This window comes from Rhizobacter sp. P5_C2, assembly GCF_054049715.1.
In genome coordinates this window covers 1-21,575 of sequence record NZ_JBFULV010000079.1, presented here as the reverse complement: position 1 = coordinate 21,575, position 21,575 = coordinate 1, and the positions used below count along the sequence as shown (strand labels likewise).

Genomic DNA, 21,575 nt, shown 5'->3' with positions numbered 1-21,575 from the left:
TCATAGGCGAGCGCCCGTCGTGGGGATGCCGCTCGACTGTGATAGAACAAACGCGATCCCCCTGAACGCTTCTTGCCTGACAATTCCATGAGCCCCACTTCGTTCGACCGCCGCCGCCTGCTGCAATGGGCCGCGGCCAGCGCCAGCGCGCCGCTGTTCGTGCGCAACGCGCGCGCCGCCGACATCGACCGCTTCGCGCTCGGCATCGCCTCCGGTTCGCCGCGCGCCGACAGCGTGGTGCTGTGGACGCGCTTGATCGGCGACGACCTGCCGGCGCGCGTGCCGGTGCAGTGGGAGCTGGCGCGCGACGAGGCCTTCACGCAGGTCGTCGCCCGCGGCACCGAAACCGCCGAAGCCGCCTGGGGCCACAGCGTGCATGCGCAGCCGCGCGAGCTGGCACCGTCGCGGGCCTACTTCTACCGCTTCACCGCGCTCGGCGCGCGCAGCGCGACCGGCCGCACCCGCACCGCGCCGCCGGCCGGCGCGAACGAATCGCTGGCCTTCGCGATCGCATCGTGCCAGCGCTGGGACCACGGCCACTTCGCCGCGTGGCGCCACCTGGCCGACGAGGCGCCCGACCTGGTCGTCTTCCTCGGCGACTACATCTACGAGTACGGGCCGGTGGCCGGCAGCGTGCGCCTGCACGAAGGCAGCGGCGAGGCGAWGACGCTCGCGCAGTACCGGGCCCGCTATGCGCAGTACAAGGGCGATGCCGACCTGCAGCGCATCCATGCCGCGGCGCCGTGGATCGCGACCTGGGACGACCACGAGGTCGCGAACGACTACGCGAACGACCAGGGGCAGGACCTCGCGCCGAACTTCCTCGAACGTCGCGCCGCCGCCTACCAGGCCTGGTGGGAACACATGCCGGTGCCGCTGTCGTCGCGGCCGGTGCGCGCGAACGCGCAGGTGTTCGACCGCTGCGACTGGGGGGCTCTCGCACGCTTCCATGTGCTCGACGACCGCCAGTACCGCGACCACCAAGCCTGCCAGAAGCCGGGCCGCGGTGGCTCGTCGACCGTCGACCTGGCCGCCTGCCCCGAGTTGATGAAGCCCGGGCGCACGCTGCTCGGCGCGGCGCAGGAGCAGTGGTTGAACGACGGCCTCGCGCGCAACGACGTGCGCTGGAACCTGCTCGCGCAGCAGACGCTGATGGCGCCGTTCACCTGGACCCAGGAAGGCCGCTTCTGGACCGACGGCTGGGCCGGCTACCCGGTCGCGCGTGAACGCTTGCTGGACACGCTGGCCGAGCGGCGCGCCGCCAACCCGGTGGTGCTGAGTGGCGACGTGCACTGCAACTACGTGGCCGACCTGAAGCGCCGCCCGGGCGACGAGGCGCCGCTGGCCACCGAGTTCTGCGGCACCTCGATCACCAGCCACGGCATGGCGCAGGCCCGCCTCGATGCGGCGCTGCCGCTGAACCCGCACATCCGGTACGCGCGCAGCGAGGAGCGCGGCTACATGAGCTTCCGGCTGAACCCGCAGCGGCTCGAAGCCTCGCTGCGCGTCGTCAGCGATGCCAACGATCCGCGCGCGACAATCCGCACCGCGGCGCGCTACGGCGTCGAGGCGGGCCGACCTGGCGCCCAGGTCGGATAAAGCAAGCCGACACCCCCCCTTCAAATGGGTTATTGGCGCAGCAGGCGGAGATCGCGAATACTGCGTCGACACCATGAGACAGTTCATCCGCCACCCCGTTGACTTGCCGGTCGAGATCGGCACCGGCAGCATGCACGGGGCGGCCGCGGCGCATGCGCACGACATCAGCGCAGGCGGCCTGGCGGTGCATGTCGACCGTGCGGTGGCGCCGGGCGCGCATGTGCACATCTGCATTCCGTATGTGCAGCCGGCCTTCGAGGCCGATGCCCGCGTGGCCTGGTGCGAGCCGAGCGAGATCGCCGGCTATGAAGTGGGCGTGACCTTCCTCGATGCCGAGGTCGCGTTCCTCGCGCGCATGGTCGAGCAGGTGTGCCACATCGAGGACTACCGCCAGTCGGTCGGCCGCGTCGAGGGGCGGCAGCTCACGGCCGAGGAGGCCGCGACGGAATGGATCGAGCGCTATGCGGGGGAGTTTCCGGCGATTGCGGCCGGCCAGCGGCACTAGCGCCCGCTACCGGGCGGCGCTTGTGCGCAGGTCCTGCAGCAGGGTGCCGGCGGCGCGGACTTCTTCCTCATGGCCTTCGTGGCGCCACGGTTCAACCAGCGCCTCGGCGTACCACGCCTGCATCGCCGGCAAGGCCCGCAGGCGCGCGAGGTACTCGTCCGAACGCACCGACAGCGCGGGCGAATAGGTCTGCGCCCGGAACGCCAGCGGCGCGAAGAAGGCATCCACGGCGGTGAACTGCGGGCCCGCGAGGAACGGCCCGTCGAAGCGGGCGAGCCCGTCGTCCCACAACGCCGACAGCCGGTTCCATTCGGCCTGCAGCGCCGGCGGCCAAGGGTCGATCCGCACGCGCACACCGCAATTCATCGAACACAGGTTGCGCACGTTGAAGAAGCCGGAGTGCATCTCGGCGGCGGCGCTGCGCGCCCACGCCCGTGCACCGCGGTCGGTCGGCCAGGCCTGCGGATGCGCCTCGGCCAGGTACTCGATGATCGCCAGCGAATCCCACACCACCGTCTCGCCGTCGACCAGGCAGGGCACCTTGCCCGAGGGCGAGAAGCCGCCGAAGACCTCCGCCTGCGAGCCGGCGCCGAACGGCACCAACTGCTCGTCGAACGGGATCGCCAGCGTGCGCATCAGCACCCACGGGCGCAGCGACCAGGACGAGTAGTTCTTGTTGGCGATGAACAGCTTCAGCGGGGTGGCGACCATGCGGCAGTGTAGGCAAAACAATCGCAGGTGCAGCGAACGGCCGGCTGTCTTAGCATCGCGCGGATGAACGTCCGCCGCGTCCTCGCACCTGCCGTGTTGCTGCTGTCGCTGCTGTGCCCTTCGGTGCAGGCGCAGCCGGTCGACGTGCAGGTCGCGCTGCAGGACGGCAAGGTGGTGCTCGACGTCACCGCGAGCGTCGCCGCCGAGCGCGAGCAGGTGTGGGCGGTGCTGACCGACTACGAGCACATGGCGGGCTTCGTCTCCAACCTGAAGAGCAGCGCGGTGATCGGCCATGACAACAACGCGCTGCAGGTCGAGCAATCCGGCGAGGCGCGCCACGGCCTGCTGCACTTCGCGTTCCACAGCGTGCGCTCGGTCGAGCTGGTCGCGCCGCAGGAGATCCGCTCGCACCTGGTCAGCGGCGACTTCAAGAGCTACGAGGCCACCACCCGCCTCACCGCGCAGGACGGCGGGCACACGCTGATCGCGTTCCACGGCGAATACGTGCCGAACCGCTGGGTGCCGCCGGGCATCGGGCCGTCGCTGATCAAGTCGGAGACCGGCAAGCAGTACGACGAGCTGATCGCCGAGATCCGCCGCCGGCAGGGCGCGGCGCCGCACCCGGCCGCGCCGGCATCGTCGCCCGCCTCACCCTGAGAGGCTGCGCACGGCGATACTGCGCGCCGTGCAATCCATCCTCGCCGTCACGATTCCCTTTTTTGCGCTGGTGCTGTGCGGCTACGTCGCCGCCCGCCGGCACGTGCTGCCCGAAGCCGCGATCCCCGGCCTCAACGCCTTCGTGCTGTTCTTCGCGCTGCCGTGCATGCTGTTCCGCTTCGGCGCGAGCATGCCGTTCGCGCAGCTGATCGACCCGGCACTGATCGGCGTCTACATCATCTGCGCGCTGCTGGTGGTGGCGCTGGCGATCGCGCTCGCATTGAAGGGCGGCCTCGACCTGAAGAACGCCGCGTTCGGCGCGCTGGTGGCCGCGTTCCCGAACACCGGCTTCATGGGCGTGCCGCTGCTGGCCGCGCTGCTCGGCGAGCGCGCCGCCGGGCCGGTGATCGGCACCGTGCTGGTCGACCTGCTGCTCACCAGTTCGCTGTGCGTGGCGCTCGCGCAATCGCGCCGGCACGACGGCACGCCGCACGGCGACATCGGCGTCTCGATGCGGCGCTCGCTGCGGGCCGCGCTCGGCAACCCGCTGCCCTGGGCGATCGGCCTCGGCGCGCTGCTGGCCGCGAGCGGGCGCGAGCTGCCGGGGCCGCTCGCGCAGATCGTGAAAATGCTCGGCGATGCGGCGACGCCGGTCGCGCTGTTCACGATCGGCGCCGTGCTGTGGCGCGCCGGCCAGCATGCGCACGGCCGCACGCCGGTGGGGCACTACCTGCCGGTCGCGCTGGTCAAGCTGTTCGTGCACCCGCTGCTGGTGTTCGGGCTCGGGCTCGCGGCGCGCCGGGCCGGCCTCGCGATCAGCGATTTCGGCCTCGTCGCGCTGACGCTGGCTGCGGCGCTGCCGAGTGCCAGCAGCGTCTCGCTGCTGGCCGAGCGCCATCGCGCCGACAACGGCCGGATCGCCCGCATCATCCTGGCCAGCACGGTGCTGGCCTTCGCGAGCTTCTCGCTGCTGGCCGCGTGGCTGGTGCCGCGCGCCGGCGTGTGACGGCGATTGGCATTCTCTATTGCTGGTCTTTGAGCAATTGAATTTACAGGAAGGGCTGGCTTTCTGACACTGACGGAACCGAACCAGGAGCCCGCATGAGCCAAGACACTTCCCGACTGACCACCGCCGCCGGCATCGCGGTGGAAGACAACCAGAACTCGATCACCGCCGGCCCGCGCGGCCCGGTGCTGCTGCAGGATTTCCACCTGATCGAGAAGCTGCAGCACTTCAACCGCGAACGCATCCCCGAGCGTGTGGTGCATGCCAAGGGCTCGGGCGCCTACGGCACCTTCACCGTCACGCACGACATCAGCCGCTACACGAAGGCGCGCCTGTTCAGCGCCGTCGGCCAGCAGACCGAGACCTTCGTGCGCTTCTCGACCGTCGGCGGCGAGCGGGGCAGCGCCGACACCGAGCGCGACCCGCGCGGCTTCGCGCTGCGCTTCTACACCGAAGACGGCAACTGGGACCTGGTCGGCAACAACACGCCGATGTTCTTCATCAAGGACGCGATCAAGTTCCCCGATTTCATCCACACCCAGAAGCGCAACCCGCAGACCAACCTGAAGTCGCCGACGATGATGTGGGACTTCTGGAGCCGCGCGCCGGAGAGCCTGCACCAGGTGACGATGCTGTTCAGCGACCGCGGCACGCCCGACGGCTACCGCCACATGGACGGCTTCGGCAGCCACACCTTCAGCCTGATCAATGCAGGCGGCGAGCGCGTGTGGGTCAAGTGGCACCTGAAGACGCAGCAAGGCATCAGGAACTTGCTGCCCGAGGACGCGGTGCGGCTGGCCGGCAGCGACCCGGACCATGCGCAGCGCGACCTGTTCGCGGCGATCGAGCGCGGCGAATTCCCGAAGTGGAGCGTCTCCATCCAGGTGATGACCGAGGCCGAGGCGGTCGCGTGGGAAGCGCGCACCGGCTGGAACCCGTTCGACCTGACCAAGGTGTGGCCGCACCGCGATTTCCCGCGGCTGCCGGTCGGCGTGCTGGAGCTGAACCGCAACCCGGTCAACTACCACGCCGAAGTGGAGCAGGCCGCGCTGTCGCCGGCCAACGTCGTGCCGGGCCTGGGCTTCAGCCCCGACAAGATGCTGCAAGGCCGCTTGTTCGCGTACCACGACGCGCAGTTGTACCGCGTCGGCACCAACCACCAGCACCTGCCGGTGAACCGGCCGCGCTGCCCGGTGAACCACCAGCAGCGCGACGGCAGCATGGCCGGCAGCGCGGGCGACCCGAACGGCAGCAGCGCCGCGCAGAACTACGCGCCGGTGCAGGCGGCCGGCGTGGCACCCACCGGCTTCGGCCACGGCGATGCAGGCTGGGCAGTGAACGGCACCGCCGGCCGCTACGACGAACGCGGGCAGTCCGACGACTTCACGCAGGCCGGCAACCTGTTCCGCCTGCTGCCGGCCGACGAGAAGGATCGGCTGACCAGCAACATCGCCGGTGCGATGCGCGGGGTGCCGGCCGAGATCCAGCAGCGGCAGATCGGGCACTTCACGAAGGCCGATCCGGCCTATGGTTCGGAGGTCGCGCGCAAGCTCGCGGCGCTCGAAGGGGGCGCGCGATGAAAACCGTCCGCCTCGCGATCGGGATGTTGATCAACGGCCTCGGCTTCGGGATCCTGATCACCCACTGGATAGGCTGATCGGCATACTGGCGAGATGCACGCAGCCACCCTGAACGCACTCGCCAGTTTTCCCGATCAGCTCGCCGCCTTCTATGCCGAGGTTCCCGCCGGGTACGAGGGCTTCGTGCCCGACAGCTGGGACGGAGTGCCGAGCGAGGCGCTGTCGCCGCTCGCGCAGCTGTGCCACGTGCGCGACATCGAGATCGACGGCTACCACCTGCGGCTGCAGCGCACGCTCGACGAAGACCGGCCGCTGCTCGCGTCCATCGACACCGATGCGCTGGTGATCGAGCGCGACTATGCGCATGCCGATGCGGCGCAGGTGCTGGCGGCGTTCCGCGTCGCGCGCGAGCAGACGATGGCATTGCTGCGGCGCATCGAGCCGCCCCAATGGGAGCGCACTGCCGTGTTCGAAGGCTATGGCGCGCTGACGCTGCGCAGCCTGGTGCATTACCTCGCGAGCCACGACCAGCAGCACCTGGCCGGGCTGCAGTGGCTGCTCGGCAAGATCGACGCGGCGCGCCACGCGGGCGGCGTCAGCTGAACACCGCTACCAGCTGAGTGGGTTGACGCGGTAGAAGCGGCTCAGCTCGGCGAACAGTGCCGGGTGCTGTTCGGCCATCAGCGGCGCCTGCTCGAAGAACACCTCGCTCGCGACCGCGAAGAACTCGGCCGGGTTGGTGGCGCCGTAATGGCTCATCAGCGTGGCCTCGCCGCGCTCGGCCTGCTGCTGCAGCAGCGCGAACTCGCTGCCGAACACCTGGGCCCAGCGCGCCCGGTGGCGCCGGCCGATCCACGGCGCGCCGTTGGCGTCGCCGTTCTCCTGGTCGAGCTGGTGCGCGAACTCGTGGATCACGACGTTGCGGCCGTCGTCGGCCGCGGCCGCGCCTTCGAGCGTGTCGTTCCACGACAGGATCACCTGGCCCTGCGACCAGGATTCGCCGGCCAGCACCTGGCGCTGCTCCTGCAGCACGCCGGCCGGGCCGGTGTGCACCTTGTCGACGACGAAGGCGCCGGGGTAGACCAGCACCTGGCTCAGGTTCGGGAAGTAGCCGGGGCGGCGCTTGTTCAGCAGCAGCAGGCAGGCCTGCGCGGCGATCGTCACCTTCATCTCCTCGGTGACCTGCAGGCCGCCGCAGCCGATGAACACCTTCTCGGCGAGGAACACCTGCATGTGCTTCTTCAGCTGCAGCTGCAAGTCGGCCGGCATGCCGCGCACATAGGGCACGTGGCGGCGCAGGATCTGGCGCCACTCGGCCGGGAACGGCCGGGCGCGCACGCGGCGGCGGCGCAGTTCGATCCACGAGGGTTCGCCGATCAGCCAGGCGATGAAGGCGCCGACGAGGAGCACGACGATGATGAGGGTCAGCACGGTGTGGAGTCCTTGTCGGTGGAGATTCCCACGTGGAGCCGGGCGGTGGCAATTCAATGCGGGCGTTCTGCGCCAAAGTTCGCTCCAAAGGTAACCGTCGGGGCCCGCTGCTACAGTGGCGACCGCTTTTCCATGGCCTTCACGGCCTGCGCCCATGTCACACCCGATCGTCATCCTCGGCACCGGCCTCGCCGGCTTCACGCTCGCGCGCGAACTGCGCAAGCTCGACACCACGACCCCGCTCGTCATCGTCAGCCGCGACCAGGCCGGCTTCTATTCAAAGCCGATGCTGTCGAATGCGCTGGCCGGCAAGAAGACCGCTGCGTCGCTGGTGATGAAGCCGGCCGAGAAGATGGCCGCCGAGCTGAACGCGACGCTGCGCGCGAACGCGGTCGTCGCGCGCATCGACACCGGCGCGCAGTCGATCGAGCTCGACGGCGGCGAGGTGATCGCGTACCGCGACCTGGTGCTCGCGCTCGGCGCCGACCCGATTCGCGTGCCGCTCGGCGGCAATGGTGCTGACGACGTGCTGTCGGTCAACGACCTCGACGACTATGCCCGCTTCGCCGACCGGCTCGACGGTGTGCAGCGCGTCGCGATCCTCGGCGCAGGATTGATCGGCTGCGAATTCGCGAACGACCTGCTGGCGCGCGGCATCGCGCCGACGGTGATCGACCTCGCGCCGCGCGCGCTGCCGCGGCTGCTGCCCGAACAGGCCAGCACGCGGCTGCGCGAGAAGCTGGAAGCCGCGGGGGTGGGCTTCCGCTTCAACACCTCGGTGGCAACGGTGCAGCGCGACGGCAGCGGCTTCACGCTGACGCTGAACGACGGCAGCACGCTGGCCGCGGACCTGGTGCTGTCGGCGGTCGGGCTGCGCCCGCGCACCGCGCTCGCGCATGCGGCCGGCATCACGACCAACCGCGGCATCGTGACGAACCGCCTGCTCGCGACCAGTGCGCCGAACGTGCATGCGCTCGGCGACTGCGCCGAGGTCGACGGCCACACGCTGCCGTATGTGATGCCGATCATGCAGCAGGCGCGCGCGCTGGCCGCGACGCTCGCCGGCAAGCCGACGCCCGTCGTCTACCCGGCGATGCCGGTGATCGTCAAGACGCCAGCCTGCCCGACAGTGGTGTGCCCGCCGCCGCTCGATGCCTCGGGCGCGTGGACGGTGACGCTCAGCGACGACGGCTGCGATGCGCGCTTCCACAGCGGTGACGGGCAGTTGCTCGGCTTCGCGCTGCTCGGCAGTGCGACCGCGCAGCGGCAGGCGCTGGTGCCGCAGGTGCCGGGCTTGCTGGTGTAGCGCATTCGCCTGAGCGCCGCGCATGAGGACACGTACACAGTGCTCCCCGTACAGGCCGCTCCAACGCGGAACGCCCCGGCTCGCGACGGCACTCACCCGCATCGGCACAGGTTGTTCTTCCGCTCGCGCACCGCGAGCGTGCAAGCAGTGCCGCAACAGCAGTCAAGGTTGTATCCATGCGGTCCACAAGTGTGATCACGAGTTCGCTCTATCGAGTGGGCAGGAAAGTTTCGTCCGGAGCGAAGCATTGCGGGACTGGTATCAAGGCGTGCCGAAAGGCCGCCAGAAACCTCTTCTCGGGAGCGGCTCCAGCACCACAGTTCAGCAAGGACTACCGCGTGGAAGCCGAGTACACCTTCCTGGACATCAACCTCAACAAGCAGGACATGAAAATCCTCAAGGCGCTGGCCCGTGAGCTTCATTCCTGTGTTCGAGAGTCGTTGAACGACGCGAGCGAAGAGTCGATCCATGGTCTGCGCGCGAAAGCAAACGGTCTGATGGATGCCGCGCGCGAGAGCATGTCAGCGCCGGGTAGCACGGCTCTGGATCGAGTGATAGACAAGCAGCCGCTTGTCGAAGGTCCAGCCAGGTTTGCAATGGCGCTGGACAACATCGCCATCGATTGCCGGGCGCTCATCAGTCGCAAGCGGGTGTACCTGAGCGAGATTTGAAGTGACTGAGGGGCCTCAGATCGCCAGCGGATCCACATCCAGCGCCCAGCGCAGCACACCCTTATGCTCGCTGCGCAGGCTCGGCAGGCTCGCGACCCACGAGCTCAGCACCCGCTGCAGCACCCCGCGCGACGGCCCCTCCATCAGCATCTGCATGCGCTCGACGTTCGCGACGCGCGCGATGCTGGTCGGCACCGGCGGGTAGATCAGCAACTGGTCGGCCCCTTCGAACTGGGCCGCGAGGTCCGCCGCCGCCTGCAGGAAATCGCGCGCCGCCTGCGCGGTGCGCGCCTCGGCCCGCAGCAGCGCCAGGTGGGTGTACGGCGGCAGCCCCGCCATCTCGCGCTCCTTCAACTGCTGCGCCGCGAACGCTGCGTAGTCGTGCGTGCGCAGCGCCTGGTACAGCGCGTGTCGCGGGTGCCAGGTCTGCACCCACATCTCGCTCGCCCCCGACTGCGCCGCATCGCGCCCGGCCCGCCCTGCCGCCTGCATCAGCAGCGAGAACACCCGCTCCGGCGCCCGGAAATCGCTGCTGAACAGCGCGCTGTCGGGATCGACCGCCGCCACCAGCGTGATGCGGCGGAAATCGTGCCCCTTGGCCACCATCTGCGTGCCGACCAGCACGTCGACGTTGCCGTCGTGCACCGCCGACAGCTGCGCCTCGAGCGAACCCTTCAGCCGCGTCGAATCGGCATCGATGCGCGCGATGCGGGCACCAGGCAGTGCCTGCGCGAGCTGCTCCTCCAGCCGCTCGGTGCCGCGGCCCATCGGCGCGATGTCGAGGTTGCCGCAATCGGGGCAGGCGCGCGGCACCGGCTGCGTCAGGCTGCAGTGGTGGCAGCGCAGCGTGCGGTCGACGCGGTGGAACACGCGGAACGCGCTGCAGTTCGGGCAGCCGCTCTTCCAGCCGCATTCGCCGCAGTGCAGCACCGGCGCATAGCCGCGCCGGTTCAGGAACAGCATGCTCTGCTCGCCGCGCTCGAGCCGCGCACCGAGCGCCGCCACCAGCTGCGGCGACAGCGCGGTGCTGATGCCCTTGATCTTCGGCAGCAGGTTCATGTCGACCAGCCGCACCGCTGGCAGCGAGCCGCCGCCGATGCGCTGCCCCATCGTCAGCCGCACGTAGCGGCCCTGCTCGGCACGCTGCCAGCTCTCGATCGACGGCGTGGCCGAGCCGAGCACGACGCAGGCGCCTTCGAGCTTGCCGCGGTACACCGCGAGGTCGCGGGCCGAATAGCGCGCGCCTTCCTGCTGCTTGTACGACGGGTCGTGCTCCTCGTCGACGACGATCAGGCCCAGGCGCGGCAGCGGCGCGAACACCGCGAGCCGCGTGCCCAGCACCAAGTCGGCCAGCCCGAGGTGCGCCGCGAGCCAGTGCTTGAGCCGCTGCGCCGGCGTCAGCCCGCTGTGCAGCGAGACGATGCGCCGCGGCGACGGCCCGCTGCCGAAGCGCTCGGCGAAGCGGGCCTCCAGCTGCGGCGTCAGGTTGATCTCGGGCACCAGCACCAGCACCTGCTGGCCGGCGGCAAGCGCCCGCTCCGCGGCACGCAGGTAGACCTCGGTCTTGCCGCTGCCGGTCAGGCCGTGCAGCAGCACGACCGGTGCCGATCCCGGCGTGTGCAGCGCCTCCAGTTGCTGGAGCACCGCGGCCTGGTCGGCGTTCAGCTCGGGCGGGGTGGGCGCCGGCGTGGCCGCCGGCCGGGGTTCTGCCGCCGTCGCCTTGCGCAGCCGCGCGATGCGGTTCGCGAGTTGGGCGTCGTCGAGCTTGCGCAATTCGGGCGGCAGCACCGCCAGCGCCATCTCGCCGACGCTGCGCTGGTAGTAGGCCGCCGCGAAACCGACCAGTTCGCACCAGCGGGTGCTGAGCGGTGGCAGCGATTCCATCACCTGCGCGATCGGCTTCAACGCGAGCGAGGGCTCGCTGCTCGGGTCGCCCGGCCAGACGATGCCGGGCACCTCGCGCCGCCCAAGCGGTACGCGCACCAAGGTTCCTGGTGGGAGCGGGCGCTCGCTCAGGTAATCGAGCGTGCCCTGCAGCCCGCTGTGCTGCGGGGTCTCGACCGCCACCGGCAACGCGGTGGCGCTGTCGGTGGAAAGCGGGGGCGAGTTATCGGCCAAAGCTAGAGTGACTCACAGGAAATTCATCTAAGTCGCTGATACAAAAGGCGTTTTGGAGCTTTCCCCGAGATCTGTGGATAACTTTGTGGGAAACCTGCAGAGAGCCGCGCTAAGTTCTTGATCTGCTTGGGCTCCGCTTGCGTTGCTCACTTTAGCGGCAGTTTTCAGACTCAATGAAATCAACGACTTAGCGCATGCCTCCCGATCTGGCAGCGACGCTCGTTGACGTTCCAAGGGACATTCGTCACATTCAGCGTTTTGGGGATAAGTCAAGCACTGTGCAAACGTACCTGGGGAAATTACTCCCCCCAGAAGCCCCTGGGCTGTAACGCGGTCCAATCGTGTCGGATGGGGCGGCCGGCGCGCCGGCGCCGCCGCGGTTCAGCGCCGCGAGGCCTCGTGCACCGCATCGACCAGCACCGAGACGTGCTCCGGCGGCGTGTGCTGGCTGATGCCGTGGCCGAGGTTGAAGATGTGGCCGGTGCGGTCCGGGCCGTAGCTTTGCAGCGTGCGCTCGACCTCGGCGCGGATCTGCGCCGGCGGCGCGAACAGCACGTTCGGGTCGAGGTTGCCCTGCAGTGCGACGCGGCCACCGGTGCGCTGGCGCGCCTGGCCCAGGTTGACGGTCCAGTCGAGCCCGACCACGTCGGCACCGGTGCCGGCGATCTGTTCGAGCCACGGGCCGCCGCCCTTCGTGAACACGAGGTGCGGGATGCGCTGCCCGTCGTGCTCCTTTTTCAGCTGGTCCAGCACGCGCTGCGTGTAGGCCAGGCTGAAGGCCTGGAACGCACCGTCGGCCAGCACGCCGCCCCAGCTGTCGAAAATCATCACCGCCTGCGCGCCGGCCTCGATCTGGGTGTTCAGGTAGAGCGCGACCGCATCGGCGTTGATCGCCAGCATGCGGTGCATCAGGTCGGGGCGGCCGTACAGCATGGTCTTCACCAGCCGGTAGTCGTCGGAGCCGGCGCCTTCGACCATGTAGCAGGCGAGCGTCCACGGGCTGCCCGAGAAACCGATCAGCGGCACCCGGCCGTTCAGCGCGCGGCGGATCGACGTGACGGCATCGAACACGTAGCGCAGCTTGTCCATGTCGGGCACGGCGAGCTGGTCGACCGCGGCCTCGTCGCGCACCGGCGACGCGAACTTCGGGCCTTCGCCGAGCGCGAAGCTCAGGCCCAGACCCATCGCGTCCGGGATGGTCAGGATATCGCTGAACAAGATGGCTGCATCGAGCGCGTAGCGTTCGAGCGGCTGCAGCGTCACCTCGGTGGCGTAGTCGGTGTTGGTGGCAAGGCCCATGAAGCTGCCGGCCTTCGCGCGGGTGGCGCGGTACTCCGGCAGGTAGCGGCCGGCCTGGCGCATCAGCCAGACCGGCGTGTGGTCGGTGGGCTGGCGCAGGCACGCGCGCAGGAAGGTGTCGTTCTGAAGCGGTGCAAACATCGGCGAATTATCGCGCCCATAATTTGCGGTCCAACGACGGAGGTATCCATGCTCGCATCGAACGTTCTGCAGACCATCGGCAACACGCCGCACATCCGCATCAACCGCCTGTTCGGCGGCACGCACCAGGTCTATGTGAAGAGCGAGCGCTCGAACCCCGGCGGCTCCATCAAGGACCGCATCGCGCTCGCGATGGTCGAGGCCGCCGAGGCGAGCGGTGCGCTGAAGCCGGGCAGCACGATCATCGAGCCGACCTCGGGCAACACCGGCGTAGGCCTCGCGATGGTCGCCGCGGTGAAGGGCTACAAGCTGGTGCTGGTGATGCCCGAGAGCATGAGCGTCGAGCGCCGGCGCCTGATACTGGCCTACGGCGCGACCTTCGTGCTGACACCGCGCGAGAAGGGCATGAACGGCTCGATCGCGCGCGCCAACGAACTGGTGGCCGAGACCCCCGGCGCGTGGATGCCGCAGCAGTTCGACAACCCGGCCAACATCGACATCCACGTGCGCACCACCGCCGAGGAGATCGCCGCCGACTTCCCGAGCGGCGTCGACGCGCTGATCACCGGCGTCGGCACCGGCGGCCACATCACCGGCTGCGCGAAGGTGCTGAAGGCGCGCTGGCCGAAGCTGAAGGTGTTCGCGGTCGAGCCGACGCTGTCGCCGGTGATCAGCGGCGGCAAGCCCGGCCCGCACCCGATCCAGGGCATCGGTGCCGGCTTCATCCCGAAGAACCTGCACGTCGACCTGCTCGACGGCGTGATCCAGGTCGACCCCGATGCCGCGAAGGAGATGGCGCGCCGCGCCGCGCGCGAGGAAGGCCTGCTGGTCGGCATCTCGTCGGGTGCGACGCTGGCCGCGATCGCGCAGAAGCTGCCCGAGCTGGCGGCCGGCGCGACGGTGCTCGGGTTCAACTACGACACCGGCGAGCGCTACCTGTCGATCGAAGGCTTCCTGCCGACCGAATGAAGCCGCGCATCCTGATCGTCGAGGACGAACCCGGCATCGCCGACACGCTGCAGTACGCGCTGCGCACCGACGGCTTCGAGCCGGCGTGGGTGGCCACGGGCGAAGAGGCCGTCGCGCTGGTGCAGGCGAGCTTGCCGGAAGAGAGGCCGGCGCTGGTGATCCTCGATGTCGGCCTGCCCGACACCAACGGCTTCGAGGTGTTCAAGCGCATCCGCGCGCTGGCCGACATCCCGGTGGTGTTTCTGACCGCGCGCAGCGACGAAATCGACCGCGTGGTCGGGCTGGAACTGGGCGCGGACGACTACGTCGCCAAGCCGTTCTCGCCGCGCGAGCTGGTGGCGCGGGTGCGCACGGTGCTGCGCCGCGCGACCAAGCCGGCCGCGGCACCGGTGGCCACGGTCGCTGCGGCCGAGCCGGCGCTGCCGATCGCGGTCGACGACGGGCGGCGGCAGATCCGCTTCTACGGCCAGCTGCTCGAGCTGTCGCGCTACGAGTACGGGCTGCTGAAGACGCTGGTCTCGCGCCCGGGCCACGTGTTCTCGCGCGACACGCTGCTCGAGCGCGTGTGGGACGACGCGACCGAAAGCCTCGACCGCACGGTCGACGCGCACGTGAAGACGCTGCGCGCGAAGATGAAGCTCGTGGCGCCGACGCTGGAGCCGATCAAGACGCACCGCGGCACCGGCTACGCGCTGGCGGAAGACCTGCCGGCCACCAAGCCGGAGAGCTGACATCTCGAAGCGAACCCGGATCTTCGTCGGCATCCTGCTCGCCTACGCGTTCGGCGTCGGCGTGCTGATGTACCGGCTGCTCGGCGACATCGACCCGCGCTACCGCGAGTCGGCCGAGGAGTCGCTGGTGGAAACGGCGCACCTGATCGCCGCGACGCTGGAGGCCTCGTCGGGCGACGGCACATTGCGCGCCGAGACGCTCGCGCCGGTGTTCGAGTCGCTGTACGCGCGCCGCTTCAAGGCCGACATCTTCGGCTTCGAGAAGACGCGCGTCGAGCTGCGGCTGATCGTCACCGACCGCGTCGGCAAGGTGGTCTACGACTCGACGCAGCGCCACCTCGGCGAGGACTACGCGCAGTGGCACGACGTCTGGCGCGCGCTGCAGGGCGAGTACGGCGCGCGCACCACGCCCGACATCGACAACGACAACCGCACCGCGGTGATGTACGTCGCCGCGCCGGTGCGCGCGCGCAACGAGATCATCGGCGCGGTCAGCGTCGGCAAGCCGGTGCAGAGCTTCGGGCAGTTCGTCGATGCGGCGCGGCGCAAGACGCTGCTGGTCGGCGTGACCTCGGTGGTCGCGGTGCTGCTGCTGGTGGTGATCGTCTCGGTGTGGCTGGTGCGGCCGTTCGGGCTGATCGCCGACTACGTGCGCTACGTGCGCTCGCAGCGCAGCTTCAGCCTGCCGCGGCTCGGCCGGCGCGCGCTCGGGGCGATCGGCGCGGCCTATGACGAGATGCGCGATGCGCTGGCTGGCCGCAACTACGTGGCCGACTACGTGCAGACGCTGACGCACGAGGTGAAGAGCCCGCTGTCGGCGATCCGCGGTGCGGCCGAGCTGCTGCAGGAGCCGATGCCCGATGCCGACCGGGCGCGCTTCATCGCCAACATCGCGCGCGAGACGCACCGCATCCAGGAGCTGGTCGACCGGATGATGGAGCTGACGGCGCTGGAGTCGCGGCGCAGCCTGGAGCGGCGCGCGCCGGTCGCGCTGCGGCCGCTGGTGAACGAGGCGGCCGCGAGCGCGCAGGCGGCCGCGGCCACGCGCAAGCTGACGATCGTCGTCGACGATGGGCCCGATGCGAGCGTCGAGGGCGACACCTTCCTGCTGCAGCGCGCGCTGTCGAACCTGCTCGACAACGCGCTCGATTTCTCGCCCGAAGGCGGCACGGTGCGGCTGTCGCTGCAGCTGCACCGCCGCACCGTCGACCTGCGCGTGCAGGACAGCGGCCCGGGCATTCCCGACTACGCCGAATCGAAGGTGTTCGAGAAGTTCTATTCGCTGGCGCGACCGCACTCGCGCAAGAAGAGCACCGGCCTCGGGCTCTCGTTCGTCAGCGAGATCGCCGAGCTGCACGAAGGGCGCATCACGCTGAAGAACGCCGCGGCCGGCGGCGCGATCGCGACGCTGTCGCTGCCGCTGGCCGCCTGACGGCCCGCAGTCACTTGCCCGCGCCCGCCTCCGGCATCGCCGACGAATGGTGGTGCGCGATCAGCCAGCTGCCGTTCTGCCACTCGTAGACGTAGGTGTAGCGGGCATGCACCTTCTTGCCGCCCTTCAGCGTGAAGGTGTAGGTGCCGACGTCCTGCGCGACGTTGCAACCGATCTTGATGATGCGGCGATCGATCTTGCCCTGCGGCGTGCTCTTCAGGAACTTGACGAAATAGTCGCGGATCTCGGCCGGGTTGGTGCGCGGCATGTCCGACACGGTGGGCAGCAGCACGCCGTCGCTCGCATAGTTCGCGACGACCTTGTCCGGATCGAGCGTGCGCAGCGAATCGTTCCAACGGTCGAACAGGGCCGCGATCTGCTTGTCATCGGTGGGTTGGCAGGCCTGGGTGGACGGCGCCTGCGCCAGGGCAGCGGTCGACAGGCTGAATCCGATCGCGGGAAGGAGAGCTGCTCGCAGCAGGTTCATGAAGAGTCCTCGTCTGGGTTGAATGGCACCGCCTCGGCGGCGCTGCACCGCGTCGCGATGCATGGCTGTCATTGTTCGAGTGCCACATGAACGGGACCCGTGCGCCGCGATGAACGGCTGCTGACGCCCACATGAACGCCGGATGAACGGCGGTGCGCCGTCAGCCGGGCTGCGCGTCGAGCCGGTAGCCGAGCCCGCGCACCGTCTTGATCAGCGCCAGCGCATGGCCTTCGTCCACCTTGGTGCGCAGGCGGCGCACGTAGACGTCGACCACGTTGGTCAGCGGATCCTCGTTCGTGCCCCAGACGTTGGAGAGGATGCGTTCGCGGCTGTAGACGCGCCCCGGCGCGCTCATCAGCAGTTCGAGGAACGCGAGTTCCCGGGCCGTGAGGCCGATCGGCCTGCCCGCCCGGCTCGCCTGCATGCTTTCGCGGTCCAGCACCAGGTCGGCCACCTGCAGGCTGCTGGCGCGCGGGCGCTGCTCGCGGCCGCGCCGCAGCAGCGCCTCGATGCGCGCCAGCAGTTCCTCGAACGCGAAGGGCTTGGTGAGGTAGTCGTCGGCGCCGAGGCGCAGGCCGTTCACCTTGTCCTCGAGGCTGCCCAGCGCGGTGAGCATCAGCATCGGCACGTGGCAGCCCTCGGCGCGCAGCGTCTGGCACAGCTCCAGCCCGCTCAGGCCGGGCAGCATCAGGTCCAGGATCAGCAGCGAGGGCGCGCTGCTGCGCGTCAGCTCCAGCCCCTGCGGCCCGGTGCGGGCGAGCTGCACGGCATAGCCTTCGGCCCGCAGGCCGCGCACCAGGAAATCGGCGACCCGCATGTCGTCCTCGACCACCAGCAGGTTCATGGGCATGGCAGGTCGATGCACACGGTGGTGCCCTCGTCGAGGCGGCTGTCGAGGCGGATCTCGCCGCGATGCGCGCGCACGATGGCCTGCGCGATCGACAGCCCGATGCCGGTGCCGTCGGGCCGGTGCGCACGCGCCCGTCGGCCGCGCACGAAGCGCTCGAACACCAGCGGCAGTTCCTCGGCATCGATGCCGATGCCGTCGTCCTTCACCAGGATCTCCATGCGGTCGTCGCGCACCTGCCAGCCCAGGCGCACCGTGCCGCCGCGCCGCGAGTAGCGGACCGCATTGTCGAGCGCGATCACGATGGCCTGCCGCAGACGGTCGGCGTCGGCGTGCACGGTGGCGAGGCGGGTCGCGTGCTGCGGCGGCGCTTCGAGAAGCACGCTCACCTCGTGCTGCGCGCCGAGTGCCTCGGCCTGCTCGGCCGCGTCGCCGAGCAGCGCCGGCACGTCGACCGCATCGAAGCGCATCGCGAGCTGGTCGGCCTCGGCCCGCGCGATCAGCAGCAGGTCGTCGATGACACCGGCGAGCTGCTTCACGCCGCCGACGATGCGCGACAGGCTCTGCTTGTATTCGGCCACCGGCTTGTCGGCGCCGCGCAGCGCGATCTCGGCCTCGCCGCGGATCGCGGTGGCCGGCGTGCGCAGCTCGTGGCCCAGGTCGGCGAACAGCTGGCGGCGGCGGGTATCGATGTGCTGCAAGGCCTCGTGCGCCGTGCTCAGTTCGAGGGTGCGCGCCTGCACCGCATCCTCCAGCCGGTGGCGCGCCGCATCGGCCTCGCTGCGGTGTTGCTGCAGCTCGGCGGCCATCGCGTTGAAATGCCCGGCCAGGCGGTCGAACTCGTCGCCCGACCCGATCAGGACGCGATGTCCCAGGTCGCCGGCCTGCAGGGCCTGGATGCCGCCCAGCAGGCGGTCGAGCGGGCGCTGCAGCCGCCGGCCCAGGTGCAGCGCCAGCAGCACCGCCACGACCAGCGTGACCAGCACCATCGCGCCACCTTGCAGCCGCAGCATGTCCAGCCCGTGCGCGGTGGCCGCACGCGCAGCCGGCACCACGATGCGCTGGCGTTCGATCGCGCCGTTGACGAGCTCGCGCAGGTCACGGCCGCGGGCCGTGTCGAACACCTGGTTGAGTTCACGCCAGACGGTGCTGAACTCGCTGCCGCGCTCGAGCGGCGCCAATTGCAGCAGGCGCGAGCGGACGGCCGCGATGTTGTCGTCGAGCAGCTCGGTGACGGCCACCAGCTGCGGCACCTCGGGCGGCACCGGCACGCCGTCGTCGGCCGCGAGTTCGCTCCTCGCGCCAAGGTCGCGCGCCGCCAGCTGCTTCAGGTTGGCCGCACGGGTCTGCATCCGCGCCAGCAGCCGGTCACGCAGCTCGAGCGAGGCGTCGGCTCCCATCAGCTGCTGCGAGGCCCACACGCGCAGCCGCTGCTTGTCGGCCGACAGCTCCAGCAATTCGGACAGGATGTCGCTCGCGAGCCGGCTGTGCTGCGCATACGCGTAGACGCGGATCGCGCCCCAGCGCACGGCCACCGCCTGGATGCAGACCAGGGCGACCAGGGCGGCCAATGCGAGCGACAGGCGGAGTCGGAACATGCGCCACTGTATCGCCCGTGCCGCCATCATGATTCGGTCATGCGGTGGTCATCCATGACGCGGTGCCAGTCGGCTTCACACGCTCTTCACACGACGCTGCGGCGGCTTCGAAACCACTTCGCACGTTCCGTCGATTCTTGCGGCCACGCGCCCTCCCTGCGGCGCGCCCAGGAGAATCGACATGCCCCCGCTGCGCCGCGTTCCGTTCCACCCGATCCGCCCCCTCACCCACGTCGGCCGCGTGATGCTGTGCATCGCGCTGTCGCTGTTTGCCGCCGTCCTCACGCTCGCATGGTCGCCGGCCCGCGCCGACGACTCCGAGGCCCGCAAGGGCGAGAGCCCGTACTTCTTCATCGACAACGGTGACGCGAGCACCGACCGGCTGCCGCTGAAGTCGACCGCGGTCGACGTGCGCATCAGCGGCGTGATCGCCGACGTGACCGTCACGCAGCACTACCGCAACGAAGGCCAGCGGCCGATCGAGGCCCGCTACGTCTTCCCCGGCTCGACGCAGGCCGCCATCTACGCGATGAACGTGCGCCTGGGCAACCGACTGCTGACCGCGCGCATCCGCGAGAAGCAGCAGGCGCGCATCGAGTACGACAACGCCAAGCGCGAGGGCAAGACCAGCGCGCTGCTGGAACAGCACCGACCCAATGTGTTCGAGATGAACGTCGCCAACATCCTGCCGGGCGACGACGTCGCGGTGGAACTGCGCTACACCGAGCTGCTGGTGCCGACCGACGCGCAGTACGGCTTCGTGTTCCCGACCGTCGTCGGGCCGCGCTACGGCAGCCCGTCCGCGGCCGATGCGGCCGGCCGGCCGACGTGGGCCGCCACGCCCTACCTGCGGGCCGGCGCCGAGTCGAACACCGCGTTCGACCTGAAGCTGCGGGTCGATGCGCCGATCGCCGTGAAGGACGTCGCCTCGTCGTCGCACGAGATCCGCGTGCAGGGCGCTGACACCGCGCATGCGGTCGTCACGCTGGCGGATGCGACGAAGCCTTCCAACAACCGCGACTTCATCCTGACCTACCGCCTCGCCGGCGACCGCATCGCGTCCGGCCTGATGCTGTACCGTGGCGACGACCAGACCGGCGGCGAGAACTTCTTCCTCGCGATGGTCGAGCCGCCGAAGGCCGTGCCGCTGCAGCAGGTCAGCCCGCGCGACTACATCTTCGTGGTCGACATCTCGGGCTCGATGCACGGCTACCCGCTCGATACCGCGAAGGTGCTGATGCAGAACCTGATCGGCGGCCTGCGCCCGAGCGACACCTTCAACGTGATGCTGTTCTCCGGCAGCAGCCGCATGCTGTCGCCCACCTCGGTGCCGGCCACCCGCGCCAACATCGAACGCGCGCTGCAGGCACTCACGCAGACCAGCGGCGGCGGCGGCACCGAGATCGTGCCGGCGCTGCGCCGCGTCGCCGAGCTGCCGAAGCCCGCGGACCTGTCGCGCAGCGTGATCGTCGTGACCGACGGCTACGTGACGGTCGAGTCCGAGGTGTTCCAGCTGGTGCGCCGCCACCTGAACGAGTTCAACGTGTTCGCGTTCGGCATCGGCAGCAGCGTCAACCGCGCGCTGATCGAAGGCCTGGCGCGTGCCGGCCAGGGCGAGGCCTTCGTCGTCACGAAGCCGGCCGAGGCCGCCGCGCAGGCCGAGCGCCTGCGCCGCATGATCGATTCGCCGGTGCTGACGCAGCTGAAGGCGCGCTTCGACGGGCTGGACGTCTACGACGTCGAGCCGGCCGCACTGCCCGACGTGCTGGGCGGCCGCCCGGTGCTGCTGCAGGGCAAGTGGCGCTCGCGCCCCGGCGTGCCGGCCGGCGGCAGGCTGGTGCTCGACGGCCGTGCAGCCGACGGCCCGTGGCACGAGGAGCTGATGGTGGCCGGCCACGAGGACCAGACCTCGTCCGCACTGCGCCACCTGTGGGCCCGCCAGCGCATCGCGGCGCTCAGCGACCAGGAATCGCTGGTGGGAGGCAACGCCGAGAAGGAAGCCATCACCGCGCTCGGCCTGAAGTACAGCCTGCTGACGCAGTACACCAGCTTCATCGCGATCGACGAGGTGGTGCGCAACCCGAACCCCGCGCTCGCGCCGACCGTCGACCAGCCGCTGCCCTTGCCGCAAGGCGTGGCCGAGACCGCGCTCGGCGCCGAGGTGCCGAGCACGCCGGAGCCGGCGGCCTGGCTGGCATTGCTGGTGGTGTTCGGCGTGGCGGGCGTCGCGCTGCAGCGCCGCCGCGTGGCTGCGAAGGCATGAGGCCGCGCCATGGGAACCGTGTTGTCCACCTCCGCCACCGGCCGCTGGCTGGGGCGCTTCGAAGCGATGCCGCCGGTCGCCTGGCTCGGGCTGCAGGCGGTGGCACTGTGGCCGCACTGGCGCTGGGCCGCGGGTCGGCTGGCCGACGGCTCGGACGATCCGCTCGGGCTGGCCGCGGTGGCGGTGTTGCTCGGCTGGGCCGCGCGGCACGCGCAGGGCTTGCG

Annotated in this window: 19 protein-coding genes and 1 pseudogene; 13 read left to right on the top strand and 7 right to left on the bottom strand. The window is 70.0% G+C overall.

Going from position 1 to position 21,575, the window contains the following annotated elements; genetic code table 11:
* Window positions 1–87 precede the first annotated feature (87 nt).
* The gene (locus ACXJLU_RS24295) at window positions 88–1,599 is read left to right on the top strand and encodes an alkaline phosphatase D family protein (RefSeq protein WP_457335410.1); all 1,512 of its coding nucleotides are present in this window, start codon (window positions 88–90) and stop codon (window positions 1,597–1,599) included.
* A gap of 73 nt (window positions 1,600–1,672) precedes the next feature.
* A complete protein-coding gene (locus tag ACXJLU_RS24290) occupies window positions 1,673–2,104 on the top strand; it encodes a PilZ domain-containing protein (protein ID WP_073462511.1) in 432 nt (143 codons plus the stop codon).
* A gap of 6 nt (window positions 2,105–2,110) precedes the next feature.
* Here ACXJLU_RS24290 and ACXJLU_RS24285 read toward each other — a convergent pair whose 3' ends face one another.
* Window positions 2,111–2,815: a glutathione S-transferase N-terminal domain-containing protein gene (locus ACXJLU_RS24285; protein WP_457335408.1), complete on the bottom strand. Its 705-nt coding sequence runs from the start codon at window positions 2,813–2,815 to the stop codon at window positions 2,111–2,113.
* 63 nt (window positions 2,816–2,878) lie between these two features.
* Here ACXJLU_RS24285 and ACXJLU_RS24280 point away from each other — a divergent pair, with 63 nt between their 5' ends.
* The 4 genes from ACXJLU_RS24280 to ACXJLU_RS24265 all read left to right on the top strand — a co-directional run bounded on the left by ACXJLU_RS24280 (window position 2,879) and on the right by ACXJLU_RS24265 (window position 6,661).
* Window positions 2,879–3,472, top strand: coding sequence for an SRPBCC family protein (locus ACXJLU_RS24280; protein WP_457335406.1), 594 nt, complete (start codon window positions 2,879–2,881; stop codon window positions 3,470–3,472).
* 28 nt (window positions 3,473–3,500) lie between these two features.
* Window positions 3,501–4,478 carry an AEC family transporter gene (locus ACXJLU_RS24275; RefSeq protein WP_457335404.1) on the top strand — a complete coding sequence of 326 codons (978 nt, stop codon included), beginning with the start codon at window positions 3,501–3,503 and terminating at the stop codon, window positions 4,476–4,478.
* A 95-nt stretch (window positions 4,479–4,573) separates the two neighbouring features.
* Complete coding sequence (locus ACXJLU_RS24270) at window positions 4,574–6,058, top strand: catalase (protein WP_457335402.1); 1,485 nt, start codon at window positions 4,574–4,576, stop codon at window positions 6,056–6,058.
* A gap of 93 nt (window positions 6,059–6,151) precedes the next feature.
* On the top strand, window positions 6,152–6,661 hold the full coding sequence (locus ACXJLU_RS24265; RefSeq protein WP_457335400.1) for a DinB family protein: 510 nt from the start codon (window positions 6,152–6,154) through the stop codon (window positions 6,659–6,661).
* A gap of 6 nt (window positions 6,662–6,667) precedes the next feature.
* Here the strand turns inward: ACXJLU_RS24265 and ACXJLU_RS24260 are convergent, their stop codons facing one another.
* Window positions 6,668–7,489: a M90 family metallopeptidase gene (locus ACXJLU_RS24260; protein ID WP_457335398.1), complete on the bottom strand. Its 822-nt coding sequence runs from the start codon at window positions 7,487–7,489 to the stop codon at window positions 6,668–6,670.
* Between the two features lie 154 nt (window positions 7,490–7,643).
* On the opposite strand from ACXJLU_RS24260, the gene ACXJLU_RS24255 reads away from it, so the two are divergent.
* Both ACXJLU_RS24255 and ACXJLU_RS24250 read left to right on the top strand, forming a co-directional pair.
* Complete coding sequence (locus ACXJLU_RS24255) at window positions 7,644–8,795, top strand: NAD(P)/FAD-dependent oxidoreductase (RefSeq protein WP_457335396.1); 1,152 nt, start codon at window positions 7,644–7,646, stop codon at window positions 8,793–8,795.
* Between the two features lie 338 nt (window positions 8,796–9,133).
* On the top strand, window positions 9,134–9,466 hold the full coding sequence (locus tag ACXJLU_RS24250) for a hypothetical protein (protein WP_457335394.1): 333 nt from the start codon (window positions 9,134–9,136) through the stop codon (window positions 9,464–9,466).
* A gap of 15 nt (window positions 9,467–9,481) precedes the next feature.
* Here the strand turns inward: ACXJLU_RS24250 and ACXJLU_RS24245 are convergent, their stop codons facing one another.
* Both ACXJLU_RS24245 and hemE read right to left on the bottom strand, forming a co-directional pair.
* The gene (locus ACXJLU_RS24245) at window positions 9,482–11,584 is read right to left on the bottom strand and encodes a primosomal protein N' (RefSeq protein WP_457335392.1); all 2,103 of its coding nucleotides are present in this window, start codon (window positions 11,582–11,584) and stop codon (window positions 9,482–9,484) included.
* Window positions 11,585–11,965: 381 nt separating this feature from the next.
* Window positions 11,966–13,024, bottom strand: a complete 1,059-nt coding sequence (gene hemE, locus ACXJLU_RS24240) for a uroporphyrinogen decarboxylase (protein ID WP_457335390.1) — start codon at window positions 13,022–13,024, stop codon at window positions 11,966–11,968.
* Window positions 13,025–13,072: 48 nt separating this feature from the next.
* Here hemE and cysK point away from each other — a divergent pair, with 48 nt between their 5' ends.
* The 3 genes from cysK to creC are packed head-to-tail and all read left to right on the top strand — an operon-like array spanning window position 13,073 to window position 16,156.
* Window positions 13,073–13,993 carry a cysteine synthase A gene (gene cysK, locus ACXJLU_RS24235; protein ID WP_457335388.1) on the top strand — a complete coding sequence of 307 codons (921 nt, stop codon included), beginning with the start codon at window positions 13,073–13,075 and terminating at the stop codon, window positions 13,991–13,993.
* Complete coding sequence (gene creB, locus ACXJLU_RS24230) at window positions 13,990–14,724, top strand: two-component system response regulator CreB (protein ID WP_457335386.1); 735 nt, start codon at window positions 13,990–13,992, stop codon at window positions 14,722–14,724. Before cysK ends, creB begins: the two co-directional genes overlap by 4 nt.
* A gap of 1 nt (window position 14,725) precedes the next feature.
* A complete protein-coding gene (gene creC, locus ACXJLU_RS24225; RefSeq protein ID WP_457335428.1) occupies window positions 14,726–16,156 on the top strand; it encodes a two-component system sensor histidine kinase CreC in 1,431 nt (476 codons plus the stop codon).
* Between the two features lie 10 nt (window positions 16,157–16,166).
* On the opposite strand, the gene ACXJLU_RS24220 is transcribed toward creC, so the two are convergent.
* The 3 genes from ACXJLU_RS24220 to ACXJLU_RS24210 all read right to left on the bottom strand — a co-directional run bounded on the left by ACXJLU_RS24220 (window position 16,167) and on the right by ACXJLU_RS24210 (window position 19,088).
* Complete coding sequence (locus tag ACXJLU_RS24220) at window positions 16,167–16,643, bottom strand: SgcJ/EcaC family oxidoreductase (RefSeq protein ID WP_457335384.1); 477 nt, start codon at window positions 16,641–16,643, stop codon at window positions 16,167–16,169.
* Between the two features lie 160 nt (window positions 16,644–16,803).
* On the bottom strand, window positions 16,804–17,487 hold the full coding sequence (locus tag ACXJLU_RS24215; protein ID WP_457335382.1) for a response regulator transcription factor: 684 nt from the start codon (window positions 17,485–17,487) through the stop codon (window positions 16,804–16,806).
* A complete protein-coding gene (locus ACXJLU_RS24210; protein WP_457335380.1) occupies window positions 17,484–19,088 on the bottom strand; it encodes a sensor histidine kinase in 1,605 nt (534 codons plus the stop codon). The genes ACXJLU_RS24215 and ACXJLU_RS24210 overlap by 4 nt, the downstream gene beginning before the upstream one ends.
* 181 nt (window positions 19,089–19,269) lie before the next feature.
* On the opposite strand from ACXJLU_RS24210, the gene ACXJLU_RS24205 reads away from it, so the two are divergent.
* Together ACXJLU_RS24205 and ACXJLU_RS24200 are read left to right on the top strand one after the other, a co-directional pair.
* Window positions 19,270–21,351, top strand: coding sequence for a VIT and vWA domain-containing protein (locus ACXJLU_RS24205; protein WP_457335378.1), 2,082 nt, complete (start codon window positions 19,270–19,272; stop codon window positions 21,349–21,351).
* 9 nt (window positions 21,352–21,360) lie between these two features.
* Window positions 21,361–21,575, top strand: a pseudogene (locus ACXJLU_RS24200) (exosortase Q); the annotation flags it as partial.

Excerpts from the sequence above, each read along its gene's own strand:
- hemE (WP_457335390.1), bottom strand. The coding sequence starts at position 13,024 with ATGTTTGCACCGCTTCAGAACGACACCTTCCTGCGCGCGTGCCTGCGC.
- creB (WP_457335386.1), top strand. The coding sequence starts at position 13,990 with ATGAAGCCGCGCATCCTGATCGTCGAGGACGAACCCGGCATCGCCGAC.
- cysK (WP_457335388.1), top strand. The coding sequence starts at position 13,073 with ATGCTCGCATCGAACGTTCTGCAGACCATCGGCAACACGCCGCACATC.
- ACXJLU_RS24215 (WP_457335382.1), bottom strand. The coding sequence starts at position 17,487 with ATGAACCTGCTGGTGGTCGAGGACGACATGCGGGTCGCCGATTTCCTG.
- ACXJLU_RS24270 (WP_457335402.1), top strand. The coding sequence starts at position 4,574 with ATGAGCCAAGACACTTCCCGACTGACCACCGCCGCCGGCATCGCGGTG.
- ACXJLU_RS24210 (WP_457335380.1), bottom strand. The coding sequence starts at position 19,088 with ATGTTCCGACTCCGCCTGTCGCTCGCATTGGCCGCCCTGGTCGCCCTG.
- ACXJLU_RS24290 (WP_073462511.1), top strand. The coding sequence starts at position 1,673 with ATGAGACAGTTCATCCGCCACCCCGTTGACTTGCCGGTCGAGATCGGC.
- ACXJLU_RS24280 (WP_457335406.1), top strand. The coding sequence starts at position 2,879 with ATGAACGTCCGCCGCGTCCTCGCACCTGCCGTGTTGCTGCTGTCGCTG.
- ACXJLU_RS24265 (WP_457335400.1), top strand. The coding sequence starts at position 6,152 with ATGCACGCAGCCACCCTGAACGCACTCGCCAGTTTTCCCGATCAGCTC.
- ACXJLU_RS24255 (WP_457335396.1), top strand. The coding sequence starts at position 7,644 with ATGTCACACCCGATCGTCATCCTCGGCACCGGCCTCGCCGGCTTCACG.
- ACXJLU_RS24220 (WP_457335384.1), bottom strand. The coding sequence starts at position 16,643 with ATGAACCTGCTGCGAGCAGCTCTCCTTCCCGCGATCGGATTCAGCCTG.
- ACXJLU_RS24205 (WP_457335378.1), top strand. The coding sequence starts at position 19,270 with ATGCCCCCGCTGCGCCGCGTTCCGTTCCACCCGATCCGCCCCCTCACC.
- ACXJLU_RS24285 (WP_457335408.1), bottom strand. The coding sequence starts at position 2,815 with ATGGTCGCCACCCCGCTGAAGCTGTTCATCGCCAACAAGAACTACTCG.